Source organism: Exiguobacterium profundum (assembly GCF_001909285.1).
GTDB classification, from domain to species: Bacteria; Bacillota; Bacilli; order Exiguobacteriales; family Exiguobacteriaceae; genus Exiguobacterium; species Exiguobacterium profundum.
This window is the reverse complement of sequence record NZ_MRSV01000001.1, coordinates 1,853,635-1,878,217: the sequence shown is the minus strand read 5'-3', so window position 1 is coordinate 1,878,217 and position 24,583 is coordinate 1,853,635. Positions and strand designations below refer to the sequence as shown.

Genomic DNA, 24,583 nt, shown 5'->3' with positions numbered 1-24,583 from the left:
GTCCTCGTCATCGAGACCGTCGCCGACTTAATGATTCCCTCGAACGGACGATGTTGGGTGAACCGCACGAACCCGACCTTCGGCAGACGGACCTTGCCCGCCTCGATGCGGATCGTGCCATGCTGGTTGTTCGTCGTGTAGGAGGCGCGCGACCGCCGTTTCGATTTGAACACCGGGAAGCCGCCCGTCCCGGCGAAGAACTTCGCGAACGCCGTGTCGAGGTTCAGCTTCGCGTTCGCGAGCGCGAGGCTGTCCGCCTCGGCGAGGAATGGGAACAGGGGCTTGTAGGAGGCGGGTGTCGCCGGTTTCCGTCTCGTTCCGCTCCCCGCCTTCGCCTCCTCGCGGATGGCGATCCGGTCCTCGAGCAGCTTGTTGTAGATGAACCGGGCGCAGCCGATCATACGGACCAAGAAATCGGCCTGTGCCGGCGTCGGATGGAGCCTATATGTGTAGCCTTTCAGCATGTCCGTCCCTCCTCCCTCCAGCAGATCGTGATGTGTCCTCCTCATCCGATACCCACGGAGGGGGAGGGAGAATCTGACGGAATCCCGAACTTTTGTTCGTAACATCTGTCATAGGGAGAGAAAACTGTTGGACCGGGCGATTCATCTCCCACCTACGCCGGGCTTCGCCCCGAGACGCTTAGAGGAGGGAGAATTCTCGCCTGATTTAGTTAAAACGGTCCTCGATGTCATGTGCGCATCGAGGACCGTTCCCGTTATTCTTTGTTCAAATAGAGATATCTCAGAAACAGCCCCAGAAAAATCGTCATAACGACAGCGGGAATGAGTCCGATGAGCAGTAATGTGTTCATACCGTTTCCTTTCTGAGCGATTCGAGACGTTCATGCATCTCATCAAAGGAATGGTTGTCCGTCAACATGCTGAGCTCTGCATCGGCAAGTTCTTTCAATTGAGTCGACCACTCTCGTTCAATCTCGACTTCAGCTTTACTGATTTCCGTGTTGGCCCGTTCGATTTGCTTCGTATGAATCGTTTCAAGACGCGACCGAATCATATCCCTAAGAAGTGAGGTCAACTCATCCTTCAGTTGCGTCCGTCCGTCTCCCTCGAAAAATTGACTCGCATTCTTATAGCGCTTCAATACCGACTGATAAGGTGATGTCTCGAGATGAATCGGTTCGACAGCCTCTCGTAGCCATGCCACGTCGAGTTCTCGGTCGAATTCAAGCGTCGGAAGGAGAGACGCTTGACGTTCTGTCAACCGTTCGACCAAGGCGACGAACTCGCGTTTAACGTATCGCTCCAACCGATATTGGAACACTTGGAGCTCTTGCTGGATGTCATAGGCATACTTATCGAGTGTCCGTCCGAGGGCACGCTCCAAGCTCTTCCTTGATCCATCGACCTCGACCGGATGGAACGTTTCCTTGACGAAGTCCGAGAGGCGGAGGAGCGAACGCGTCTCGAGGTGGGCGAGGAGTTCTTTCGCTTCCCGGTCAAACAAATCGATGAGTGCTGACACATCGAGTGCCGGTGGGTTCTCGAGTAAAGCGATTAACTGCTGGCGACGATGTTCTTTCGCCGACGCGTCTTCTTTCGCTTCATTCAAAACACGATCAAATGCAGCGAGTAGCGCTGTCGTTTCTTCCTGTATACGCATTGCGTTGGCGAGACGAAGGTCTTTGTCGACATAGCGTTCAAGTGTCGAGACGAATCGATCGAATCCTTCGTCATCCCCATGCATGGCGTTTCGGCTTGAAATGGGGAGAACGCTTGGTCTGCGGACACCGAGCGCGGTCAACTGTTGTGAGACATAGCTTGTGACTGCATCCCGCTCCTCGTCATCTGTCGCAAGATCAGAGGCGTTCACGAGGAAGAACATCTCGTGGTCTCCCGTCCCTTGGACCCGTCCGAGCTGAATGACGAGCTCCCGGTCCGCTTCCGTGAACGCATGATTATAATACGTGACGAACAAGACGGCGTCCGCGTCACGCATGTAGCCGAACTGTACCTCGCTATGACGATTGAACTGCGAATCGGCACCTGGCGTATCGACGAAGACGATGCCACGCCGTGCCCAAGGAGAGTCGAGATATAGTTCGATTTCTTTCACGATACAGCTTTTTTTTTTTTTTGCGACGAACGCGCAGAACGTGTCATAGTCGACGATTTCCGTTTGTCCGAGATAATCGAGCGGTGCCGCTTTTACCGCATTGACGAACGGGTGGTCGACATCGAGCGAGGTGAGGGAAGTCCCATAACCTTGTAACTCTTCTTCGAGTTCATCGTGTGATTTGAAGGTGATCGATGCCCTTCGATTCGTCCGTCCGTTCGGCGGGACGATCTTTGTGATGGATGCCGTCAACGGGTTAGGGGACGTCGGTAATACCGTCTCACCGAATAGCGCATTGAGAGTCGAGGACTTTCCAGCCGAAAATGCTCCGAAGATGGCGAACGTATATTGCTCATGCTTCGCGCGCTCGATTTTCTTACGTAATGTCGAGACACGGGAGCGGAACAATGGATGATTCTCTAATATTTCACATACCGCATTTTCATAAGAAAAATTAAAATCAAACAAGTCCTGATCATCATCTAAAATCGACGTCGATGCAACCTCTGATTCAACAACATTCGACTGTTTTTCAGGAAGGTACGTCGCGTCGACATAGTTTCGAACGGCCAACTGATCTAACTGATTTGAATCAAGTTGCAACGCTTCATATTGACCGATAGCATTCAGACGGTTCGAAAGACGAATCCGTAACGCTTCCGTATCGAGCGCTTCATACAACGCTTCCTCTTCAGTCGTAAATTGTTCCAAGCGCAAATCGACTTCCGCTTTCATGTACGTATCCGTCGAGTGGACCCAAGGTTCAGATACTTTTGTTACCCATGTCGCGAGGGCCGTCTCGATGTCACGACTGAACTGCAACACCGTATCACCACTTAGGGATGCACCGGATTTCACTTGTTCGGTGATGAGTGAGCTTGGTGCAATCGGGAGGACATCGCCTTTCGGCAGGAGAGTCTCTGGAAGTTTCAAATCTCGGATGATGTCTTCCGCGTACTTCACGAGATGTGGACGTAAGTTCATATCAATCAGACGATTGAACTCTTTGACTGCCACTTCCTCACGACGAGCTCGTTCTTGCTTCGTCTTCTCTTTTGAGAATAAGAGACCGACCTTGAAGGACGGGGCACAACTCTCGAGATAGGACCGCAACAACTCACGGAACTCATAAGTCATGATCGGCGCACTTTGAACGATCGGTGTTTGGTGTTTAAAGAACTCACGACGGAATGAGGTCCACCATGCCCGTTTCTTTTTAAGACGATGTAGACGAGATTGCATTTCCTTCGGGCTCTTTTCATAGGTTGGCAATTGGTCCAACATCGATTGAATCGATGTTTCGTTGCGGCGGACTAGCGTATGAATCAATGCATCCGCATGCTCGACTTGTTGCTGTTTTGCCTCGTCGATGACTTGACGTACATATGACCGCAAGCGCTCGACTTCGTTATGCGGATGTTGCCCATCACGAAGTGAAATGTAGAATGTGTCATTTGGGACGATGTCATGATGTCGGAACGCTTTCGTCAATGACGCTTTGAACTCCACGAAAGAGAGTTCACGCTCATCATGCTTGTCGATTTGGTTGATGATGATGGAGTAGGGACGTCCTTCCCGGCTAAATTGTTTCATCAGCCCGATGTTTTGTTCCGATTGCACATGGTTGTAGTCCATCATGAAGAACAGATGATCGGCCAAGAAGAGCGAACGTTCTGTCGCTTGGCGATGACGTTCATCCGTCGAATCAATCCCTGGCGTATCCATCAAGACGACGTGTTCGCCAAACGGGAATCGATCGATGGTATACTCGACTTCCTTGATTTCTTCCACTTTGCAATAGTCACTGATGTTTGATAGGGAAGAAGGATCTAATGAAATCCAATCCGTATCATTGATTGCGACGGCTGCCGCTGATTCGCCACCCCGTAATGTGACGATGTTGGCACTCGTCGGAATCGGACTTGTCGGAAGGAACCCTTCCTCTAGCCAGTCATTGAGCAATGTCGACTTTCCGGCTGAGAAGTGACCACAGACGGCAATCCATACTTCTTCATTTGTTACTTTTTGTAGGGCGGTACGGGCGAGTCGTGCAGCGTCCGTCATCTCCTCTTGTTCAAACGTTAAAGCGAGTCGTGCCAATTGTTCTTGTTGTTCGTGCATGTTTCCCATCCCCTAATTATGATTCCGTCGTGATGCCGACACGGTGTCCGACATAGTCATCGTCCGTTAAACAAGCCATCACCAAATCGGCAACGTCATCTCTCGAAATTGGACCTGAATGTTTCGTCCCCAATACCTCTTTTGACACAATGATTTCACCGGTAGATTGCTCATCGATCAGTTGAGTCGGACAGATGATCGTGAAGGCTAAACCTGAATCCCGTAATAACTCATAAGCGCGGGCATGATCTTCGGCTGCGGTTGTCATCGTACGCTTCGATTCTTTCGTTTCAAAGCGATAGTTGTCGCTATCATGCGCCTGTAAGATGCCGGCGGTCCCGACCGTGATGATGCGTGTTACGTTAAATTGTTTCATCGCTTCGATCACGAGTGGTGTGAATGTAGACAATACGTTTTGTTTGTCCGTCCCTAACGCCGAGATAACGACGTCTGCAGATCGAACCGTTTCTAGTACTGCTGCTTGGTCCGTCGCGTCTCCGATGATTTGGTTGATACCATCCTTAGAATCCATCGAATGTCTTGTTAAAAGTTTGACGTCATGTCCTTGATTCAATAAACGTTCAAGTATCCGTTCCCCTGTACGGCCACTTCCGCCAAATAAAGCAATTGTTGACAAGTAAACCCCTCCCCATCAAGATGAAAGAAATATCCAACGCCATCATAACACGGAAGCGTTCACAAAACTGCCTGAAATGGTTCATTTCCCCTTGAAAAGAATATGGTACGTTTTAGAATTGAAGAAAAAAACAAAAAATACATATGACAGGTGTAAGAGAGGAAGGCACCATTACATGAAATTTGGGGCTAGAACTATTAAGACTGGGCTATCGGTCGCAATCGTCCTACTGATTGCTGAGGCATTTCAATTCCAACAAATCGTCGTTCCGGCACTCGCTGCGTCACTCGCGCTCCTGCCGTCAGTTTATCAGACTGGGCTTCGCTTGATTGAAGAGATGAAAGGGAACTTGATTGGAGCATTGCTTGCGGTCGGTTCCTTGCTACTCACTCCGAATCCGACACCGATTGCGATCGGATTCGTCATCATCATTGCCATCTCCATCCTTCTCTTTTTAAATTTAGAATCGACGACACGGACCGTCATCTTGACGACGATTCTCATCATGGAAGGGGCGAGCCAGTCGGATATGCCGGTGTGGGTGTTTGCAGGCGAGCGTTATCTACTCATCATGATGGGAATTACGGTCGCGTTGATTGTGAATGCGCTCCTGTTCCCCCCGCGATATGAACGGAAACTCGAAGCACAAATCACCGACACATTTCAAATGGTTGTTCGAATCGCGCGGTTATTTGCGGAAACAGAGGGTGGGCGCTCCTCATTCGAATCATTACCTGAGACGAAGAAGTTGCATAGCGACTCAAAACAAACGTACGCCTATTTTGAAGAAGAAATTAAAGCGAATCGATGGCTTGAGAAGAAGACACCGATCTTCCGTCGAGCTGTCCTGAAGTCTAAAATGATTGAGACGAACCGTGCCGCGCTCCACGTCATCGAGAAACTCGATCATGATTTTCATACGATTGAACAACTACCTCCCCAATTGAGCGAAGAGCTGTATCGCCACATTCGTCACTTGTTGCGTCGACATGAACGATTATTTTCAGCCTACGAGCTTGAGAACGAGCATCTCATCGACCGGGAAGAGGATCTCATCCATGAGAACTTTGACTTTGCGAAACTGATGATTGAGCGCATGCGAGAAGAAGAGGAAGAACTCATTCTCATTGTCGTGCCACTCGTGGCGACGATGACTGACTGGGTCAAGGCAATGAATGAACTCGAACGCTATCTTGTCACTGAAATGAAGAAACATGGGGACAACTTAAAAGTGGAACCACGTAAGAAGTGGTTCTTCGAGGATTAAAGAACGAAACCGTCAAGAAAATTAAGACCAACATGTCATTGGGCCATGAATGAGTACACAGAATCGTGTGTGCCTTCATGGTTTTTTTGTAGCGATGTTTAATTGATCATCAGTCGATTACTAAGGATGAGTCCCGATTATAAAGCAATAAATTTCTAACGATACATTTGGTAATAAACGTAAATTATGTTAGTCTAGATAAATCATTGTGAATGTTGACTTTATGATTTGATTTTTGCAGGAGGGATGAACATGAAAAGGATCTTAGTAACATTCATCCTGATGACAATAATAATGATATCGTTGATTGGTTGCGATTCGATATCCTCCACAGAAGAAGTTGATCCTCGACCGGTTATCTCTTTTGATGCAGGAACCATTCTCGCGGATGCTCAGAATCATCAGATAAAAATGCTAATGTTATCAAGTTTACCGATGGATAATGTTGATGTGACCGGGGCAGTCAAAGAGCTAGAAGGATTTAAAGCAGAAAATGATGTTTATCTTGATGAACTGGATGGTTTGAAACATAAAGACGCGACTTCTGAAGACTATAAAATGTTACTTATGGAATATCTTCAAGAAGAAAATAGCTATGTCGACAAAACCATTGAAGCCGTTTACGCCAAAGAACTTTCTCGACCGAGTCGATTTTCACTAGAGACACTCTATGCGAAAGCGAACGAAAAAATCGGACGATTCCGCTACGAGCCGAAGTAAAGTTATCATCTATGATCATACTCGCGAGAAGTTACGAAATGATAAGGGAAACGAACCGCTGAGAAGGTTCGTTTTTTTTTATTCATCCGATCCGAGGTACAATGATCTTACTCCATAAAATTTTGAGACGGGATGGAATCTGAATGATCAAAAGATCGTTTAAGCAGGTTACGAAGTATTGGAACATCATTGTTGAAGGTGATGAGTTTGCTGAAAAATACGGAAAAATTGGGACCATCGGAAAGGTACAAGTAAAGTCTTTTGAATCCGAGTTGGAATGTATGAACGAGGTGGAGAAACTCATTCGAAAAAAATTGAAAAAAGGATATGTTGAATCTCTTTTCGATTGGGACAACCATATTTATGTGAATGACCCGGAAGTAGGACCGAGTTTTCTGACCTCACATCCGGAGTATCAGGCATTTTTCAATGATGACTTTTATGTGGATTGTACGGAAGAATATGCACCGTTCGGAAATGATGCTGGAGCCGATGCGTTGGATATGTATGAAGAGTTGATACGAAAAGACAGCGACCTTTGCTATTTATCTTATGCCTACGCCCTAATCGAAAGTTGGATCAATCGAGATGTATATGCACCAGAAGACTGGGCCACGTATGAGTATGCCTATACATGCGACCAAGTCATCGTCGCTGGTGCCTTCACTTCCATTAAACTAACAGGAAAGTTAACGGATGACTTGAAAGCGGAAGGATTAGAGGCCATTCAACGATTGAAAAAGGCTTTCGAAAAAGAGGATCAGGCAATTTTCGAAGAGGTATATGAGCGATTGTATAAATTCCCGACCGAATCCTGAAACTTTTTGAGAAGAACTGCGTATACAATAAAGACAGATACATATGAACGATAGGGGGATTCACCATGTCAGAAACAACACCGACACCAGAAGAAGGTGTCACACCACAACGAATCAGCGGCACACTTCCAACCGAGGCACGTGCTGTCTTCCGGCTATCAAGTGCGATTTTTTATATCATTGGACTTCTCGTCACGGGAGCGCTTGTTGCTGCCGCATACTGGTTTAACTGGCCGACTTGGCTACAAATTGGCTTTATCGTACTACTCGTAATCGATGTGGTCTATAGCTTGGTTGATATCATCTGGTTCCAAAAGTGGAAACAAGAACGTTTCACATATGATGTCCAGCCGCTCGAGATTCGGATTCATCATGGGATCATCACGACACACGATGTGCTCATCCCAATGACAAAAGTGCAGTATGTCCATGCTGCACAAGGTCCGCTTCTTCGTAAATATGGGTTACAGACCATCACCATCGGAACAGCTGCTGGATCTCATGACATCTATGCAATCGAAGAGTCATTCGCCAAGACACTCCGCGAACAAATCGCCATCTATGCACGTATCGAAGAGGAGGATGTCGTATGACCGAGACCGCGTTAACATGGCATCGACTTCCAAGTCGCGTTTTGGTGCTGCGTATTCTCGAAGTCATCAAGTCGTTCGCCATTCCAATCGTCTTACTCTTCGTGCTCAACAACGACTGGGACTCGACATTCGGTATCATCATCCGAGTCGGGATCTTACTTTTCCTATTGCTCGACATTGTGCAGAAATTCTTTGGGTGGTTAAACTTTCGTTATACAAAGGACGAAAAAACCGTCTATGTCATTGAAGGGAACTGGTTGAAAAAAGAGAAGTCGCTTCCGCTCTATAAGATTCAAAGTGTCCATTCGAACAGCCCGTTCCTTTATCGATTGCTTGGTGTGGTCGAATTGACGTTTGATACGAATGCCAACAGTGACGATGCCTCTTTCAAACTGGCAGGTGTCTTTCCGACCGAAGCCAAACGACTTGAAGAAATCCTTGAGCAAGTCCGTCATCGTAAACAGAATACACAAACCGAAGGCGACACTGAAGAGGAAAAGGTTGCAACCGAACAGACAGAGCCGTTACCAAGCCGTCTGTTATATGCCTTGTCCACGCGTGAAATCGTATTGGCATCCATCACGTCGCTCTCTGTCTTCGCCATCTTCCCGGTCGCCTCGACCATCATCTCATCAATCGATGATTTCATTAACTTGGATGGGGCATTCAACCAGGTCGAAGATTATGTCGTCCATGCGTCCATCATCGCCATCGGTCTTCTTGTCATCGGAGTGTTGATGCTATCGATCGTGATTGGCATGGTCATCAACTTCTTGAAGTATGGGAACTTCCGACTTGAGCGGAGAGGGGAACGCATTCGTGTCGAGAAGGGATTGTTGAATCGAAGCGCGAAAGAAATTCCATATGAGAAGATTCAAGCGATTCGCATCAAAGAGACGTTCATTCGTCGCTGGTTCCACATCGTCGGGGTCGAACTCGTCGCAGCAGGGACGATGGATGAATTGAAAGATGAATCCTCGACGATTCTCCCGTTCGTTCGTCGTGACCGGGCGATGCGGGTGCTCCGTGAACATTTCACGCACTTCACATGGTCGGACGAACTTCATCGATTACCGAGACGTGCCTTAGGAATCAAGCTACTCCGAATCAGCTGGTTCGGGATTATCATATCAGGGATCGTCCTTTACTTCTTCCGAGATTACGCCTGGTGGCTCATGCTCTTGTGGGTCATCATCATCGGGGGACGCGTCCTCAGTTACATCACCACAAAATATGTCCGCACGGATCAATTCATCCAGTTACGCACTGGAGCATTCAACGTCCAATCATTTTTGACAGACAAACCACGGATCGAACAGATTCAAGTGAAGCAATCGCTCTTGCAACGTCGTTTTGGACTATGTACGGTGCAATTCTCGACACGTGGAGGATTCTTATCTGTTGAGACCATCGATGATATTCCGAAAGAAGATGCGGACGCGATGCTCGTCTGGTTCTCACGTTACTCTCATTAACCCGACCATTTGGTCGGGTGTTTTTTGTTTCACTTCCTCCCTAAACTTATATGGTATATTTTATACTTAAACGTTTAAATTTTGGATTTAGTCCGATATAAATATAAATAAATTACATTATTCTTAAAAAATATATTCCCAAAATTATCTTCTTATGTTACGTTTATTACAATAAAGTAAAAAAGAGATTATATTTTTAGGAGATGAAATTATATGTCTAAGGAAAAAGTTAAAAAACCTTTTTATAAGAAATGGTGGGTTTGGGTATTAGCAGTAATTGTATTGATTGGAGTTTCTGGCGGTGAGGAGGAAACACCGACTTCAGAACCGTCTTCTGTTGAAACGACCGAAGAAGAAAATACGGTCGATGAAGCTTCAACTGTTGAAGCGACTACAACAGAAGAACAAACTGAAGAGGTGACAGAACCTGCGGAAGTAGAAGAACCTGCGGAACCTGCACTTTCAGTAGCACAAGAAAATGCGATTCGTAAAGCTGAAAGTTATCTACAATTCACAGCTTTTTCAAAAAGTGGATTAATCGATCAACTAGAGTTTGAAGGATTTTCCACTGAAGAAGCTTCGTTTGCGGTAGAAAATATTAAAGTAGATTGGAAAGAGCAAGCTGCTGATAAAGCTCAAAGCTATTTAGATTTAAGCGGATTCTCAAGAAGTGGTCTAATCGAGCAATTGGAGTTCGAAGGGTTTACGACAGAGGAAGCAACATATGGTGTCGATAAAGTAGGATTATAATTATGGAAAAAGAGGGATTCTTGAACAAGAATCCCTCTTTCTCGATTCAGTTTCTTGTGATTTTCATATCAAATGATGTTTCTCTTACTGAAAACGCGGATAAAGTATGGTATGATGCAAGTAGAAAGAGACCGGTGCTGGACACACCGACCTCTGGCTTACAGGCTACCACTTTAAGAGTGGTCCCAGCCGCCACAATGGTTAGTGAATCAGAAAGTGACCCATCTCATTGCACCGAGGGGGTCATTTTTTTGTGCTTTTAGACGTTGCACGATCGGATGTTCGGTGAATCACCAAGTGAACGATGATCGGAGCGAGGATTGGGATCATGACATAATCCCCAACCCAGGTCCAAAGTTGTTCCATCCGCACCACCGCCTTCCTCCATTGTGGACTTGGCGGCTGACCCCACTATTGCTGCGTTAACCTGCTTCTTCATTATAACAGATTTGTTCGCAAAAATGCGCCGAAAACAAGAACAAACGTTCCTGTTTTATAAAATGAATCTTTTGATGGAATCGGTCTCATGAATGGGTCCAAAGAAGGAATTGAGTCGAATCACTCTTGCTTGTTAGATGTCTGACAGGATATAATCAATCCCGTGTGTATACACGGGTGGGTGAGGGTGCCAATAAAGGATTGATTCCTATGGCAAAACAAACAGAATGGAAAACAGAAACATACGGGGGCGTGCTGAACTTTCTGGCGACAGCATACATCCCGGCCGTGCATGCGGCAATTTTGACACAAGCCGGACTCCCGTTCGAGGGGGCGCTCGTCGGAGCGATTTTGACAAGCATCATCGGGACGTTGATTGCGGGATTCTTCAATCTACCGCTTCTCTTGTTACCGGGAATGGGGATTAATGCGCTCTTCACGTACACGCTCGTCCTACAGATGGGGTTGAGCTGGCAAAGTGCGCTCGCGGTCTCATTCGTCTCAGGTGTACTCGTCGTACTATTGACGGTGACCAAAGTGGCGAGGAAATTGGCGAATGCGTTTCCACCGATCATTCATGACGGATTGACGGTCGGTCTCGGCCTTTTCCTCATCTTGATCGGGCTCGAGGCGGCAGGGATCGTCTCAGGCGGGGGTGGGGCATTGCTTCACATCGGTGATCTCGGGGAGCGTGACGTCCAAGTCGCATTCCTGTCACTCTTCGTCGCCATCTTACTGTTCTTGAAGATGGGGCCGAGCAGCTTCCTTTGGACGATCGGTTTCGGTGTCGGACTAAGTGCCGTGATGGGAACACTCGATTGGACGGGAAGCTTCGCGTTGACACCGTTCTTCGAGTCGTTCGGCACGGTATTTGGAAACATCTCGTTCGCCGATTCGACATCTCCACTCTTCTTCGTCGCGGTCGGTGTGCTGACGCTCGTCTTGTTGATTGAAAACATCAGCTTGATTCAGAATCAGACACGGGCAATCGGCAAAGAAGAAGAGGCGCCGAAAGGTCTCGTCGCGCAAGGTCTCTCGACGATGGCAGGGGCCATGTTCGGGTCCAGCCCGACGGTCTCGACGGTCGAAGTGGCTGCCGGGATATCTGTCGGGGCAAGAGGCGGGATTGCTTCGTTCGTCACGTCTGGATTGTATGTGGTATCGCTCTTATTGCTACCGCTCTTTGCAATCATTCCTGTGACGGCGATCGCACCGGTTCTTATCATCATCGGAATGATGATGTTCCAGAACGTGAAGCATTTGCCGCTCGATAACTGGGAACATGCCTTCCCAGCAATTCTTGTCATCATCATGATTCCGTTCACGTATTCCATCGTCGATGGCATCGGGCTCGGATTCATCGCCTACACGATGATCGTCTTGTTCAAGAAGGGCTATCGGTCGCTCAGTCCGGTCGTCGGTGTCTTGACCGTATTGTTCTTAGTTTTCTTCTCATTACCAGTCTGGTTATAGAGACACGCGCGGCATCGTTCATAACGAACGGTGCCGTTTTTTGATTTTAAAAAGAGTCGTTCGTGCTATAATCGCAGTAATTTGAAAAGAACGGGGAGGGGATTGGATGCAAGTTATTAAAGAATTCGCATCGTACACAGAATGGCTCGATTCGTTAGGAAAGCTGAGTGAATCCGATTGGAATGAACAGATAAACTCGGAGAAGTGGTCCATCAAGCAAATCGTTTTACATGTCGCCCATTGGGACAACCATCTTTTGAATGTCATCATCCCATCGGTGAAGAACGGGGAAGGGATGATCTTTCCTGACTTTGACTCTTTCAACGCGCGAGCGACGAAAAGGGCGGAGAAGTTATCGGGTGAAGTCGTATTGAAGGAATCACTACAAAGTCGACGAGCACTCATCACCATGCTCGAGTCCTTAAGTGAAGAAGCGCTGACTTACAAAACGACAGCGAATGGTGTCTCGCATGATCCGCATCAAGGTGCCCCCTACTCGTTACATGTAATCATCGGGGAGTTTATCGAGCATGACCGACACCATATGAAGCAAGTCGAGTCCATCCTGAAATGAGACATCGGAAAGTGCGTGGTCTAAAACGAAAATTAAGTCGTCTTCAGCGCAATATGCAAGAAAATCATCATGGCCTGCCAACTGAGTTTCATGATGGTTATTGGTATGCCAAGATTCCGGTCGGACAAACCTTTTTACTTGATATTCAACATAGTGCCCGAATCAAACAGACAATCATTCATACTCTGTTCGATGAGGCGACACGTCTAGCGAAACGGCGTGTGGATGAACAAATGCGAATTGTCGTGTTACTGGATTTCCCTACATTGTGGAACTCTGAGATTCTCGTGTTTCAAAATGAAGAGGTGTTACAAATTTTCATGCGGCGTGATAAACCCCACCAAAAATGGATTCCAATCCCTTATGTAAGAACGTTTATAAACCAATGGGGCGTTCGGAGTGACCAGGATATCCGCGTGTATGGATTTGAAGAGTGGATATTCGATGAAGAGGGTGAAGGTAGAGAAGTGTGGATGCTCGTTCAATGAACGGGCATTTTTATTTGTCTAAAAACAACTGAATATTCCGTAAAAGTTCATGGTATAATCCATTTAATCCGATTTCCAAAAAAAGGATTTAGACTATGGGAGGAGCCGTCACTTGAGATGAAACCGAATCTACATAAACGGAAACGCCAATGAAACAAGCCAAAACGATTTTTGTGTCAGGGATCCTATTCTCCTTACTACTTGTCGCCCTTATCTCTTATTCCGGTCAACTGGGATACCGTTACTACCAATCATTAGATATCTCAGGGAGCGAGATTACAAGTTGGGTCACCGACTGTCATGACAAACGAAAATTTTTAGGGATTTTCGAAGTGACGGATGTCGACTTTTGGTGTGGGGATGCGCCATATGAAGAACCAGAAGGGAACGGTCCAGACGGAGCAATGATTGATTCAGAAGAGGGTTCAGGTGGTACACCGAAAGAGCGGATCAAGGACCAATTTCCTTCTTACGGCAATCCCACATCAGAGGAGTCGAACAGTGTTTCCTACCTCCCATACATGATTACCGGACTGCTTATCTTGCTCGGATGATGGCTCTGGAAAAAACGACGCCCCTCGAAGAAACAAAGCGAGGAGGGAGAGTTAGATATCGAGGATCACTCGCTAGTGACTTCTGACAACGCGTCGATGCAGATAAATCGAACGGTTCATCCATTACCAGCATCGGCTATTCGACAACAGTTGATTCAATTCGAAGCAGCGTTACCTCCATATAAACGTCGTCGCCCGTATGAGACGTTGTCGACTTGGGCGAAACGAATCGAACTCGATGCATCCCTACTTACCTATTTACAGACACGTTATGATGATGGAAACATCTCACCACAACGTGAGCGAGCGTTCACCCAACAACTTGATGAATACCTACTACGCACACAAAAGGAGTCGAACTCATGACCATCCGACACGTATTGGACCAATTAGACCGCATTTACCTCGGTAAACCGGAAATCACAAAATTATGTTGCACAGCCCTATTGGCGAACGGCCATATCTTGCTAGAGGATGTGCCTGGGACGGGGAAGACGTTACTTGCGAAAAGCATCGCCAAAAGCTTTGATGCAGACTTCGCCCGAATTCAATTCACAGCCGACCTGCTGCCTTCTGATATCATCGGTTCAGACTTCTTCAATATGCAGACCCAGACGTTCGAGAACCGCACCGGACCGATCTTCACGAATATTTTACTCATTGATGAAGTGAACCGCGCCGTTCCGAGAACGCAATCCGCCTTGCTTGAAGCGATGGAAGAACGCCAAGTTTCTATCGGTGGTGTCACCTATCAACTACCGAAACCATTCTTCGTCATCGCGACGCAAAACCCGATCGAGTCGGCGGGAACGTTCACGCTACCGGACGCCCAACTCGACCGCTTCCTCATGTCCCTTCAAGTCGGATATCCAGGGGCAGACGAAGAGCGGAACTTGATTTTGCAGACGATTTCAAAGACGAGACAGACAGTGCATGCCTTGATGACGAATGAAGCTTTTTTAGAAGCACAAGAAGAAGTCGAGAATATTCGGATTCATGAAGATGTCGTCACGTATTTGCTCGCACTCATCCAAGAGACGAGGCAACATCCGTTAGTCGAAGTCGGGGCGAGTCCACGGGCGACGCTAGCGCTCGTCAAGGCCTCACAAGCTTATGCGTACTTGAACGATCGTCAGTTTGTCACGCCTGAAGATGTTCAAGCCGTTGCGCCACATGTCCTCTCGCACCGATTGACCCTCACCCTTGAAGGGAATATCAAATCGACGAAGCGACAAGTGTTGGTGGACGTACTCGAATCCGTAACTGTCCCCGTCGAAAAGGTGTAACGATGCGACAGGTCGAAATCAGTACACCATCCATCTTACAAGACCAACTTTGGCCGGCTTATGTCAGTCTCGGCCTCCTCACCATGTGGATGCCTTATATATGGCCCATCGCTTATGTATGCGGAGCATTATTAATCGTCATGTTCATCCGGAAACGAATTATTCGAACACTTTCAAACGAAGTCTCATTTTCCATCCGGCAGAAAGAAGACCTCTTGTTCATCGACGATAAGACGACATGTGTCATTCACATTGATGGGTATGAGCGAATCATTGCCCTCGGCGTCCCGCTATCGATTCGATTGGAGGGGGATGAACGGATGTCTTTCGAGAACGGGTCAGGCGCATATGATTCACGGATTGAAGAAGACATTCATCATGTGTCCGTCTCTGTTGTGAAGCGAGGACCCGCTTCGATTCATACATGTGTCATGCGTGTCACCTTACCGTTTCACTTGGGAACCCTCTTCTTCACGGATGAGGGGATAACGCTTCCCTCATGGATCGTGTTGCCCGCCATCACGAAATCGCCGATATCCGAATCGCGCATGATTCGGATGGGTGACCGCATCGTCAAACATTCTCCGCTGAAAGACCCTTTGATGATTCAAAGCGCGAAACGATATGAGAAAGAGCCGGCCAAACAGATTGACTGGGTCGCCACTTCAAAGACCGGCCATGTCCAGGCAAAAGTCTACGAGCGACAAAACCTCGACACGTTCACGATCTCTCTCGATTTGAGCGGGCCGCTCGGCAATGGGCTCCATGCGCAATATGAAGACTTGATTCAACAGACGGCGTATTGGGTCTCATATTTAATCAAAGAAGACTGCAAAGTAGAGCTCTTGATCAACCGACTCGACAAACACAAGCAAATCGACCATATTGTACTTGGAGAAGGACGAAAACAATTACGCCTGATTCTCGTACGACTGGCGATGATCCATGAATCAAATGCATTTGTCGCGTCATCACGATTCACGTCATATGTCAGTCGTCACAAGCAACCGCATGCCGAATTGATTCACATCAATTACGCGATGTTTTTGAAATCTTCAGGATGATGAAAGGAGAAACACATGCAACGAATGACGAGCTTATTCATATGTTGTATCGGACTACTTGCGAGTACGACAACCGTATCAGCCGAGATGACCGAATCTTCGGCGGAACGTTTTGCGGATGAACATTTTTATGACATTGTTGTGGATCATATCCAGGGAGATGACCCGACCTACTATCATATGAACGACAGCGAGAACATCACGTTCGGTCCGTTGTTGGAGACGTATATTCCGTCATCCTCTTGCTACAAAACGGGGGAAACGTGTACGTTCGTCCCAATAAAAGAATTTGTGGCGACCGTCTTTCAAGATGATGAACCGGTCAACGTGATCGGAACGTATGAACAATCCGCAAATACATATGCGTTCTCAACGTTCGGTTCTGACAAAGAAACTCCGAAAGCGTTGATGAACGTTAAAGGCGATCTCGTGAAGTACACAGAAGAATCGGCGTGGTTTGATTATGATGGGGACATGTTGACAGCGTTGACATCTAATTCAAAACAGATGATTAGCGGAGATGCGATTTCAACTGAGGCGTTTCAAACCTTATTGATTGAAGAGCATGAAAGTATTGAAGGGAATGCCGAAGAAGGGATGATGGATGGAGCGGATGGCTATTCGGATGAGGAAGAGTCAAACAAGCCAACATCGAGCACCAATCGATTGATTGGCATTGCGGTGTTAGCGATGTTGCCATTCGGATATTGGACGTATCGACGGACTAAAAAGAGGCATAGTAAATGATTAAACAACCCCTCATGCGCGCATGAGGGGTTGTCTTTACATATAGGGCCCGTTCGCCTGAATGACGAACTGTGAATGTGTGTAATGATAGGTGATGCGGGAATAGTCAAATGGTTTCCCATTCGTGAGATGGAAGATCGTCTCGATGCGAAGTGTCGGATCATTCTCTTGCAATCCGAGGTGTTCCGCTTCACTTTCCGTCAATCGCCCGACCTGTAGATACATGTCAGAAAATCCAATCGTGACGCCGAGCGCGCTTTGGACATAATCGAAAATAGAGTCTGCCACAATTTCGCGATTCAAATAGGGGACGATAGCTTTCACATAATAGGATTCCTCGTGACAGAGCACCTCTCCATCCACATACCTTACCCGTTCGACCCGATATACATCGTCCGACACGTCAATCCCGAGATTCTCTGCAACCGTCGAGTCTGGCTTCACGACAGACACATCAATCACATCAGATGTCAAGACACGGTCTCCGAGATTGCTCTTGAAACCTTGGGTCGAGAAGAGGCTCATATAGCCAGGTCGATTATGTCGTCTGACGAAAATGCCGCTTCCTCGCAGTTGAAAAATGACACCCTTTCGTTCGAGCAGCTCTAAAGCTTTCGTGATAGTGCTCTTGCTCACTCCATATTGATTCATCATCTGCTCAAGGACAGGGAGCTTATCGCCTTGTTTTAAGTTTTGTTCGTGGATGTATTGTTCGATTTCATTCGCGATTTGTTGGTATTTTAGCATGGTCATTCCTCACTTTTTCGTCACTGGTTCTATTATATCATGAATAAAACAAAAGTAATTCAATGTACCGACCTTGTATAATTGTACCGGTACAATTATACTTGACGTGTACGATTCATGTGAAGGAGGACTTACAATGAAGACATTACCGAACGATTTTCTATGGGGAGGCGCACTCGCCGCCCATCAATTCGAGGGCGGCTGGGACGCTGACGGAAAAGGGCCGAGCGTCGTCGATGTCTTGACAGCAGGCGCACACGGCGTCGCTCGCCGCATCACAGACAAGGTCGAGCCGAACGAGTTCTATCCGAACCATGAGGCGATTGATTTCTATCATCGTTACAAAGAAGATGTGGCGCTTTTCGCTGAGATGGGATTGAAATGCTTGCGTACCTCGATTGGGTGGAGTCGCATCTTCCCGAACGGGGATGACGCAGAACCGAACGAAGCAGGTCTTCAATTTTATGACGACTTGTTCGACGAGCTGTTAAAGTACGATATCGAGCCGATCATCACGCTCTCGCATTTCGAGATGCCGCTCCATCTTGCCCGTGAATACGGTGGCTTCCGAAATCGTGCCGTCGTCGACCACTTCGTCCGCTTCGCGGAGGTCTGCTTCGACCGTTACAGAGACAAGGTCAAGTACTGGATGACGTTTAACGAAATCAACAATAAGATGGACGTCAACAATCCACTCTTCTTATGGACGAATTCTGGAGTCCTCTTAGAAGAAGGGGAGAACGCCCGCGAAGTCATGTATCAGACTGGGCACCATGAACTGATTGCGAGCGCTCTCGCCGTCGCTAAAGGGAAAGCCATCAATCCTGACTTCGAGATTGGAGCGATGGTCTCTCACGTACCGATTTATCCGTATTCATCAAACCCAGATGACGTCATGCTCGCCGAAGAGATGATGCGTCAACGCTATTTCTTCCCGGACGTACAAGTACGAGGCTTCTATCCGAGCTACGCATTGAACGAGTTCGAGCGGGAAGGGTATAACATCCCAATCCTTGAAGGGGACGAAGAAATCCTACAGAACGGAAAGGTCGATTATCTCGGTTTCAGCTATTATATGTCGACGACTGTGAAGAGTGACGTCGTCGCGGACAACAGCGGCGATATCGTCAACGGTGGTCTGCCGAATGGGGTCGAGAATCCGTATATCCAGTCGAGTGACTGGGGCTGGGCGATTGACCCGGTCGGACTCCGTTATGTGCTCAACCGACTCTATGATCGATACCAAATCCCGCTCTTCATCGTCGAGAATGGATTTGGTGCCGTCGATGAGATTGTCGACGGGAAGATTCATGACGCGGCAAGAATCGATTATTTGAAGGCACATATCGAACAATTGAAGCAAGCCGTCCTCTATGACGGGGTCGATTTGATCGGGTACACACCTTGGGGCATCATCGACATCGTCTCGTTCACGACGGGAGAAATGAAGAAGCGATACGGGATGATTTATGTCGACCGTGACAATGAAGGGAACGGATCGAAGGAGCGGATGAAAAAGGACTCCTTCGACTGGTATAAGCGAGTCATCGCGACGAACGGAGAGAATCTCTAAATAAGATGAGCAAAGAACTGTGAAATGTCTGCAGGTCTTTGCTCTTTTTCGATATAATGAAGAAAAGTGAAAAATTGGAGGGACGCATGATGCAAATAAAGAACTATGGACCGGTGACGGCTGTTTGTGCCAACGTAAAGAACGGTCCATTCGAGATGTCGATGTATGTGTATTATATCGACGGGATGCTCATCGATACGGGAACACGCACGATGCTACCCGAACTTCAACCGTTTTATGAGTCGGTTCCAATCGATCTTGTCAGCATCACGCACCCCCATGAAGACCATATCGGAACGGCAGCCTGGCTTGAACGGACATACGGTGTCCCAATTTACATACGAGAATCCGCCAGGGACATGTGCCGGACGGGGCTAGACATCCCAGATTATCGGGCACGCTTTTCAGGAGACCCCGAACCGTTTCAGCCGATTGCCTATTATGACAATCAGATCACATCAGAACATCATACTTATCAGGTAATCCATACACCTGGTCATGAACCGAATCACGTCGTCTTATACGACGAGGAGAACGGTCGGCTGTTCTCGGGTGATTTGTTCGTCCATCCTTATCCGAAGGTGATGATTCCGGAGGAGTCGGTACCTGAACAGATTCGTTCTCTCAAACGTGTTCTGAGTCTTAATTTCGAGGAAGTTTATTGCCAACACGCCGGGCATCTCAAACAGGGAAGGGAAAAACTGACCAAAAAGCTCGATTATCTAGAACGTTTGACTGATAACGTGATAACAAAAACTGCAGCGGGCTACAACATTGACGACATCAATGCCCAGCTCTTCCCCGAACCATCGCCGCTCGTCAAAATCTCCAAGCGGGATTATGACTCGAGACACATGATTGCAAGCATTCTACGTGAAGTGTACGAACAACTTCGTTGACAGAAGGCGGATCACCTAGTATTCTTAGTACAGGATTAAACGTTTAAACTTTTAAACGGAGTGATGAATATGAAACAACCAGATGCCACACCCGAAGTCTCGTTATCTTTATTTGAAGATGCGATTCCATTGTTCCAAGTATTAGCCGACGTCAATCGTCAACGCATCATCGTCGAGATCGCCAAACATGAACGCTTAAACGTCAATCAGATTGATGAGAAGATTGAGTTGTCTCGACCGGCCATCTCGCATCATCTCAAACTACTTCGACAAGCGGGCATCGTCTCATCAGAGAAAGTCGGGACAGAGAACTTTTACTTCCTGACGCTCGAGAATGCGGTCGGACTGCTGAAGGCACTGACACGAGCGATAGAAGACGAATGCATCCTTTGACCTTTCTTTTTGGAAACAGGGAGAAAGGCTTCTTTTTCACCAATGAGTTTAAAAGTTTAAACATATAAACATTAAAGGGGAATGAATATGAACCAAAAACAAACGATTGTCATCACAGGAGCATCGAGCGGAATTGGCCGAGCGACGGTCGAACTGTTCAGCAAACGAGGCTGGCATGTCGCCGCTACGATGCGAAGACCTGAAGATCATCAAGAACTGTCTCACCTAAAAGGGGTGTCTCTCTATCAGCTAGATGTGACGAACGAGACGAGTATCCGAGAGGCATTTAAACAAATCGTCTCGGATCACGGAACGATGGATGTGTTGTTGAACAATGCTGGGTATGGAGCGGTAGGGATTTTCGAGGAAGCCTCTCCCGAACAGATTCAACGGCAATTTGATACGAACGTATTCGGGGTCATGAATGTGATCCGGACAGCACTGCCATACTTTCGTAAACAGCGGAGCGGACGGATCGTGACCGTCTCCTCCGTCGGTGGACAGATCACATTCCCAATTTACAGCTTGTATCACAGTTCAAAATGGGCGATTGAAGGATTCATCGAATCGCTCCAGTTCGAGTTGGCACCTTTCAATATCGACATGAAATTGATTGAGCCGGGACCGATTAAGACAGACTTTTACGGTCGTTCCCAAGAACTCGTCCGTGACCAACCGCTCGATGTATATGATGGCTACACAGAGGTTGCGCTCCATAACACGAATGCCGCTGGTGCGAACGCCGAAGGTCCAGACGTTGTCGCTGAGACGATTTGGCGAGCCGCGACCGAACGGAAGAAACGACTCCGTTATCCAGCAGGTAAACAAGCGGGCCTTTTGATTGCCCTCAAGCGTTATCTTCCGAACCGGGTATTCTTCGCGATTGTCCGAGGTGTCGTTGAAAAGAAATAATGAATCATATCCTTTTTGTTTTCTATATAAAATGAGAAGGATTTTTTATGTTGTTTTGAGAATGATTCAACTCACACAAAATTACCCGATATACCATCTAAGAGGAGGGATTTCATGAAAAAAGTCATGCTAGCACTTTCAACATTCATTCTAGTCATCGGATTGTCTTCAACACCGACAAAATCAGTAGATGCAGCGGTCAAGACATTTAAAAACTGTACAGAGTTAAACAAAACGTATAAAGGTGGTGTAGCCAAGTAAAAGACGACGAAAAATAAAGGTGGTAAGACACGTTACACGCCATATGTAAGTAAAGCACTATATGACGCGAACAAAGCACGTGATCGCGACAAAGATGGAATCGCCTGTGAGAGATAAGAACATGTATATAGCCGCCAATGAGGGCGGCTTTTTATATGGACATAGACACATATTCGGACGCATGATATTATCATAAGTAATAATATTATCAAATATGATAATAATGAGGTGAAGATGATGAATCAAGACGTTTTAAAAAGTCTGTTAAACCCGATTCGCATGAAAATTTTTCAGCACGTTCTCATGAACGAGCAAGTGACGACCGGAGAGTTGGCAAAGTTGCTTCCCGATGTGCCCCAAGCGAGCCTCTATCGCCATATCAACAAGATGGTACAAGACGAGATTTTATCTGTCGCAAGTGAGAACAAAGTACGTGGAGTGTATGAAAAAGTGTACGCGATTCAAAACAATCCATTGACCGCTGTCAATCAAGTCGTCGAAGAGGAAGATCGTGAACAACTATATAAAATATGTTACACGTTCGCGATGTCACTGCTCATGGATTTCGGAGACTATTTAAAGCGGGACAAAATCGACCTTCAAGGAGACAAGGTCGGCTTTCGGAGTATCCCACTTTATCTGTCTGATGCCGAGAGTGATCGATTCCTAAGAGGTCTCTACGATCTCTTAGAGGGAGTGCTCGAGCATGAACCATCTGAAGAACGTACGTTGCGGAAATTCTCCTACGCGTTCATGCCGGTAGAAGAAAAGGAGGAGATGGATGATGTATAAACAAGAAAATGTGTTGATTCAAGGGGAAACAACCATTGCTGCCACCATAACGACACCCGATCAGGAACGGTCGTCCTTTCCAGCCATCGTCCTCATCGGAGGGACGGGAGGATTGGACCGTGACGGAAACGGTACCGGCTTCAAGTCAAACTTGTATAAAGACTTAGCAGAATGGCTGACGATCCAAGGATTCATCACATTACGCTATGACAAACGGGGGATTGGCAAGAGTGGTGGCAATCGACATAGCGTCGGTCTGACAGGACTCGTTGATGACGTGTCGGCGGTCGTCCGTTATCTGAAATCTCATGACCATGTCTCACAAGACGTTTTATTGCTCGGCCATAGCGAAGGATGTATCGTCGCGACACTCGCAGCAGAACGTGAATCCGTTTCTGGTCTCATCCTGTTGTCTGGTGCCGGTGTCGCCTTGAAGACGAGCATGCAGGAACAGGCGCATGCCTTACTCGATGAAGTGAAACGTACGAAAGGGATCAAGGGTAAACTGCTTCGCTTTAGCTTGAATGAGAAGTCGGTCGTAAAAAAACAACAAAAACTGTTCGAGCGCGTCACAGCAACGGATCAGGATACGATGCGGATCCAGCTGATGAAGTTCCCTGCCAAATGGTTACGGGAGCATCTTGCACACACAGACGTGTCACTTCGAGAACGATTGGTTCAATTGAACATTCCGACGCTCGCACTGACAGGAGACCGGGACGTTCAAACGGACGTCGAGCATCTAGATGAGCTCGCTGCACTTCACGTAGAGCATATCGAGGTACAAAAGATTAAGGACATGGACCATATGTTGAAACATTTCGATGGTGAGATGAGTATTTTGGACGTGAAAAAACAATATCGTTCACAACTCAGTGAACCGCTCCATCCTGAGCTACAGCATCAACTTCACGAATGGCTAAAGCGCCACGACTGGGCATCATGACGAACAAGACAGCGGAAACCTCTCCGCTGTCTTGTTTTATGTATGTAAGAACCGCTCAACGTTTTCCATCGAGAAATGACGGCTCCATTGAACGAAGTGTCCACCTGGTACGGCAATCAATTGTACAGAAGGATGAAGCAGTCGTTCCGCTCGTTTGACATGATGGAGCGTTCGCTTCGCCTCCTTCAAATCAATTCCCGTGAAATCCGCATAATACAGGTGCGTCGGGACTTGGACGCGTCGTAACAAGTCCTTAAAATCCAATCCATCATAACCAAACAACAAGTGTAAGCCACCGGTCGAAAGACGGGCCGATTGCTCGACAGCTGAACGAATCGATAACGTCGGCTCGACCCCGATTCGTCGACAGAACAGTTGGAACCGCTCTTCAGAAAACGTGGGGTCATTCTTATTCACTTTCGTTTCAATCCAGTTCAAGAGGCGTCGTGGTGAATGGTGATACAGTAGACGTAAAAGCGGTAAGGCGAATCCGAAGATGCCATATTCCCGATATGGTAGCATAGCGTTCGGTTTATGTCCTTGGTCGAGAAGTATCAAATGCCTGACTTGGTCTGGATAATGGACTGCATAAGCCAGGGCGATGGCACCTCCCATCGAATGACCGATTAGTCGAACCGATTCAAGGTGTCGTGAGATTCGATACGTCTCGACCCAGTCCGCGAGTACTTTGGACGTGGCGAATGTATGTAGTCCCTCACTTTCACCAAATCCAGGTAGATCTAACAGGTGAACTTCGAAATCGTTATGTAATGCTTCGGCAAATAATTGGCCTTGTGACCCAGTGAATCCTCCACCGGGAAGGAAAAGTACAGGTTCACCTCGACCATGGACGGTTGCATGGAATTGTCTCACGTCATCTCTCCTTTATATAATGGAGTGCTTTCCATTCAAGTATAAAGATTGCTGGGAGTCAATTGAAGAAAAATCGCCATGTTTCTCAGGAGGCTCGCAACCAAAT

25 protein-coding genes and 1 pseudogene are annotated in these 24,583 nt (G+C 47.2%); 21 read left to right on the top strand and 5 right to left on the bottom strand.

Features of this window, described 5'->3' with window-relative positions; genetic code table 11:
• The 3 genes from BBB58_RS15450 to BBB58_RS09710 form a co-directional block, all read right to left on the bottom strand.
• The coding region (locus BBB58_RS15450; protein WP_244150780.1) for an RNA-guided endonuclease InsQ/TnpB family protein at positions 1 to 464 on the bottom strand (464 nt) is incomplete at its 3' end.
• A 346-nt stretch (positions 465 to 810) separates the two neighbouring features.
• On the bottom strand, positions 811 to 4,197 hold the full coding sequence (locus tag BBB58_RS09715) for a dynamin family protein (RefSeq protein WP_074037033.1): 3,387 nt from the start codon (positions 4,195 to 4,197) through the stop codon (positions 811 to 813).
• A 16-nt stretch (positions 4,198 to 4,213) separates the two neighbouring features.
• Positions 4,214 to 4,834: an NAD(P)-dependent oxidoreductase gene (locus tag BBB58_RS09710; protein ID WP_074037032.1), complete on the bottom strand. Its 621-nt coding sequence runs from the start codon at positions 4,832 to 4,834 to the stop codon at positions 4,214 to 4,216.
• A gap of 175 nt (positions 4,835 to 5,009) precedes the next feature.
• Between BBB58_RS09710 and BBB58_RS09705 the strand changes: the two genes are divergently transcribed.
• The 14 genes from BBB58_RS09705 to BBB58_RS09645 all read left to right on the top strand — a co-directional run bounded on the left by BBB58_RS09705 (position 5,010) and on the right by BBB58_RS09645 (position 17,081).
• Positions 5,010 to 6,101 carry an FUSC family protein gene (locus BBB58_RS09705; protein ID WP_074037031.1) on the top strand — a complete coding sequence of 364 codons (1,092 nt, stop codon included), beginning with the start codon at positions 5,010 to 5,012 and terminating at the stop codon, positions 6,099 to 6,101.
• Between the two features lie 252 nt (positions 6,102 to 6,353).
• Positions 6,354 to 6,821 (top strand): hypothetical protein, encoded by a 468-nt coding sequence (locus tag BBB58_RS09700; RefSeq protein ID WP_074037030.1) that lies wholly within the window; start codon positions 6,354 to 6,356, stop codon positions 6,819 to 6,821.
• Positions 6,822 to 6,964: 143 nt separating this feature from the next.
• On the top strand, positions 6,965 to 7,639 hold the full coding sequence (locus tag BBB58_RS09695; RefSeq protein ID WP_074037029.1) for a WGR domain-containing protein: 675 nt from the start codon (positions 6,965 to 6,967) through the stop codon (positions 7,637 to 7,639).
• 65 nt (positions 7,640 to 7,704) lie between these two features.
• Positions 7,705 to 8,232 carry a PH domain-containing protein gene (locus BBB58_RS09690; RefSeq protein WP_074037028.1) on the top strand — a complete coding sequence of 176 codons (528 nt, stop codon included), beginning with the start codon at positions 7,705 to 7,707 and terminating at the stop codon, positions 8,230 to 8,232.
• Positions 8,229 to 9,707, top strand: coding sequence for a PH domain-containing protein (locus tag BBB58_RS09685; protein ID WP_074037027.1), 1,479 nt, complete (start codon positions 8,229 to 8,231; stop codon positions 9,705 to 9,707). Before BBB58_RS09690 ends, BBB58_RS09685 begins: the two co-directional genes overlap by 4 nt.
• A 213-nt stretch (positions 9,708 to 9,920) precedes the next feature.
• On the top strand, positions 9,921 to 10,457 hold the full coding sequence (locus BBB58_RS09680) for an Ltp family lipoprotein (RefSeq protein ID WP_074037026.1): 537 nt from the start codon (positions 9,921 to 9,923) through the stop codon (positions 10,455 to 10,457).
• 648 nt (positions 10,458 to 11,105) lie between these two features.
• A complete protein-coding gene (locus BBB58_RS09675) occupies positions 11,106 to 12,368 on the top strand; it encodes an NCS2 family permease (protein ID WP_074037025.1) in 1,263 nt (420 codons plus the stop codon).
• 106 nt (positions 12,369 to 12,474) lie between these two features.
• On the top strand, positions 12,475 to 12,942 hold the full coding sequence (locus tag BBB58_RS09670) for a DinB family protein (RefSeq protein ID WP_074037024.1): 468 nt from the start codon (positions 12,475 to 12,477) through the stop codon (positions 12,940 to 12,942).
• The gene (locus BBB58_RS09665; RefSeq protein WP_084543078.1) at positions 12,939 to 13,430 is read left to right on the top strand and encodes a DUF3916 domain-containing protein; all 492 of its coding nucleotides are present in this window, start codon (positions 12,939 to 12,941) and stop codon (positions 13,428 to 13,430) included. Before BBB58_RS09670 ends, BBB58_RS09665 begins: the two co-directional genes overlap by 4 nt.
• A 149-nt stretch (positions 13,431 to 13,579) precedes the next feature.
• A complete protein-coding gene (locus BBB58_RS15445; protein WP_244150725.1) occupies positions 13,580 to 13,984 on the top strand; it encodes a hypothetical protein in 405 nt (134 codons plus the stop codon).
• Positions 13,985 to 14,059: 75 nt separating this feature from the next.
• Entirely contained in the window at positions 14,060 to 14,350 is a 291-nt protein-coding gene (locus BBB58_RS15440; RefSeq protein ID WP_244150724.1) for a hypothetical protein, read from the top strand.
• Entirely contained in the window at positions 14,347 to 15,270 is a 924-nt protein-coding gene (locus BBB58_RS09655; RefSeq protein WP_074037022.1) for an AAA family ATPase, read from the top strand. The genes BBB58_RS15440 and BBB58_RS09655 overlap by 4 nt, the downstream gene beginning before the upstream one ends.
• 2 nt (positions 15,271 to 15,272) lie before the next feature.
• The gene (locus BBB58_RS09650) at positions 15,273 to 16,334 is read left to right on the top strand and encodes a DUF58 domain-containing protein (protein WP_074037021.1); all 1,062 of its coding nucleotides are present in this window, start codon (positions 15,273 to 15,275) and stop codon (positions 16,332 to 16,334) included.
• A 15-nt stretch (positions 16,335 to 16,349) separates the two neighbouring features.
• Positions 16,350 to 17,081 carry a hypothetical protein gene (locus BBB58_RS09645; RefSeq protein WP_074037020.1) on the top strand — a complete coding sequence of 244 codons (732 nt, stop codon included), beginning with the start codon at positions 16,350 to 16,352 and terminating at the stop codon, positions 17,079 to 17,081.
• Between the two features lie 36 nt (positions 17,082 to 17,117).
• Here the strand turns inward: BBB58_RS09645 and BBB58_RS09640 are convergent, their stop codons facing one another.
• Complete coding sequence (locus tag BBB58_RS09640) at positions 17,118 to 17,828, bottom strand: GntR family transcriptional regulator (protein WP_074037019.1); 711 nt, start codon at positions 17,826 to 17,828, stop codon at positions 17,118 to 17,120.
• A gap of 136 nt (positions 17,829 to 17,964) precedes the next feature.
• On the opposite strand from BBB58_RS09640, the gene bglA reads away from it, so the two are divergent.
• The 7 genes and pseudogenes from bglA (at position 17,965) to BBB58_RS09605 (ending at position 23,604) form a co-directional block, all read left to right on the top strand.
• A complete protein-coding gene (bglA, locus tag BBB58_RS09635; protein WP_074037018.1) occupies positions 17,965 to 19,401 on the top strand; it encodes a 6-phospho-beta-glucosidase BglA in 1,437 nt (478 codons plus the stop codon).
• An 89-nt stretch (positions 19,402 to 19,490) separates the two neighbouring features.
• Complete coding sequence (locus BBB58_RS09630; RefSeq protein ID WP_244150723.1) at positions 19,491 to 20,300, top strand: MBL fold metallo-hydrolase; 810 nt, start codon at positions 19,491 to 19,493, stop codon at positions 20,298 to 20,300.
• A 69-nt stretch (positions 20,301 to 20,369) separates the two neighbouring features.
• Entirely contained in the window at positions 20,370 to 20,693 is a 324-nt protein-coding gene (locus BBB58_RS09625) for an ArsR/SmtB family transcription factor (protein WP_074037016.1), read from the top strand.
• Positions 20,694 to 20,780: 87 nt separating this feature from the next.
• Positions 20,781 to 21,605, top strand: coding sequence for an SDR family oxidoreductase (locus tag BBB58_RS09620; RefSeq protein ID WP_074037015.1), 825 nt, complete (start codon positions 20,781 to 20,783; stop codon positions 21,603 to 21,605).
• Positions 21,606 to 21,719: 114 nt separating this feature from the next.
• Positions 21,720 to 21,983, top strand: a pseudogene (locus BBB58_RS09615) (excalibur calcium-binding domain-containing protein).
• 120 nt (positions 21,984 to 22,103) lie between these two features.
• Positions 22,104 to 22,658 carry a helix-turn-helix domain-containing protein gene (locus BBB58_RS09610; protein ID WP_031423702.1) on the top strand — a complete coding sequence of 185 codons (555 nt, stop codon included), beginning with the start codon at positions 22,104 to 22,106 and terminating at the stop codon, positions 22,656 to 22,658.
• Positions 22,651 to 23,604, top strand: coding sequence for an alpha/beta hydrolase (locus BBB58_RS09605; RefSeq protein WP_074037926.1), 954 nt, complete (start codon positions 22,651 to 22,653; stop codon positions 23,602 to 23,604). The genes BBB58_RS09610 and BBB58_RS09605 overlap by 8 nt, the downstream gene beginning before the upstream one ends.
• 36 nt (positions 23,605 to 23,640) lie before the next feature.
• On the opposite strand, the gene BBB58_RS09600 is transcribed toward BBB58_RS09605, so the two are convergent.
• Positions 23,641 to 24,477, bottom strand: a complete 837-nt coding sequence (locus BBB58_RS09600) for an alpha/beta hydrolase (protein WP_074037014.1) — start codon at positions 24,475 to 24,477, stop codon at positions 23,641 to 23,643.
• Between the last annotated feature and the right edge of the window lie 106 nt (positions 24,478 to 24,583).

What these genes read in the sequence shown, in the direction of transcription:
- BBB58_RS09715 (WP_074037033.1), bottom strand. Translation starts at nt 4,197, where the DNA reads ATGCACGAACAACAAGAACAATTGGCACGACTCGCTTTAACGTTTGAA.
- BBB58_RS09705 (WP_074037031.1), top strand. Translation starts at nt 5,010, where the DNA reads ATGAAATTTGGGGCTAGAACTATTAAGACTGGGCTATCGGTCGCAATC.
- BBB58_RS09700 (WP_074037030.1), top strand. Translation starts at nt 6,354, where the DNA reads ATGAAAAGGATCTTAGTAACATTCATCCTGATGACAATAATAATGATA.
- BBB58_RS09695 (WP_074037029.1), top strand. Translation starts at nt 6,965, where the DNA reads ATGATCAAAAGATCGTTTAAGCAGGTTACGAAGTATTGGAACATCATT.
- BBB58_RS09690 (WP_074037028.1), top strand. Translation starts at nt 7,705, where the DNA reads ATGTCAGAAACAACACCGACACCAGAAGAAGGTGTCACACCACAACGA.
- BBB58_RS09685 (WP_074037027.1), top strand. Translation starts at nt 8,229, where the DNA reads ATGACCGAGACCGCGTTAACATGGCATCGACTTCCAAGTCGCGTTTTG.
- BBB58_RS09680 (WP_074037026.1), top strand. Translation starts at nt 9,921, where the DNA reads ATGTCTAAGGAAAAAGTTAAAAAACCTTTTTATAAGAAATGGTGGGTT.
- BBB58_RS09675 (WP_074037025.1), top strand. Translation starts at nt 11,106, where the DNA reads ATGGCAAAACAAACAGAATGGAAAACAGAAACATACGGGGGCGTGCTG.
- BBB58_RS09670 (WP_074037024.1), top strand. Translation starts at nt 12,475, where the DNA reads ATGCAAGTTATTAAAGAATTCGCATCGTACACAGAATGGCTCGATTCG.
- BBB58_RS09665 (WP_084543078.1), top strand. Translation starts at nt 12,939, where the DNA reads ATGAGACATCGGAAAGTGCGTGGTCTAAAACGAAAATTAAGTCGTCTT.
- BBB58_RS15445 (WP_244150725.1), top strand. Translation starts at nt 13,580, where the DNA reads ATGAAACAAGCCAAAACGATTTTTGTGTCAGGGATCCTATTCTCCTTA.
- BBB58_RS09655 (WP_074037022.1), top strand. Translation starts at nt 14,347, where the DNA reads ATGACCATCCGACACGTATTGGACCAATTAGACCGCATTTACCTCGGT.
- BBB58_RS09650 (WP_074037021.1), top strand. Translation starts at nt 15,273, where the DNA reads ATGCGACAGGTCGAAATCAGTACACCATCCATCTTACAAGACCAACTT.
- BBB58_RS09645 (WP_074037020.1), top strand. Translation starts at nt 16,350, where the DNA reads ATGCAACGAATGACGAGCTTATTCATATGTTGTATCGGACTACTTGCG.
- BBB58_RS09640 (WP_074037019.1), bottom strand. Translation starts at nt 17,828, where the DNA reads ATGCTAAAATACCAACAAATCGCGAATGAAATCGAACAATACATCCAC.
- bglA (WP_074037018.1), top strand. Translation starts at nt 17,965, where the DNA reads ATGAAGACATTACCGAACGATTTTCTATGGGGAGGCGCACTCGCCGCC.
- BBB58_RS09630 (WP_244150723.1), top strand. Translation starts at nt 19,491, where the DNA reads ATGCAAATAAAGAACTATGGACCGGTGACGGCTGTTTGTGCCAACGTA.
- BBB58_RS09625 (WP_074037016.1), top strand. Translation starts at nt 20,370, where the DNA reads ATGAAACAACCAGATGCCACACCCGAAGTCTCGTTATCTTTATTTGAA.
- BBB58_RS09620 (WP_074037015.1), top strand. Translation starts at nt 20,781, where the DNA reads ATGAACCAAAAACAAACGATTGTCATCACAGGAGCATCGAGCGGAATT.
- BBB58_RS09610 (WP_031423702.1), top strand. Translation starts at nt 22,104, where the DNA reads ATGAATCAAGACGTTTTAAAAAGTCTGTTAAACCCGATTCGCATGAAA.
- BBB58_RS09605 (WP_074037926.1), top strand. Translation starts at nt 22,651, where the DNA reads ATGTATAAACAAGAAAATGTGTTGATTCAAGGGGAAACAACCATTGCT.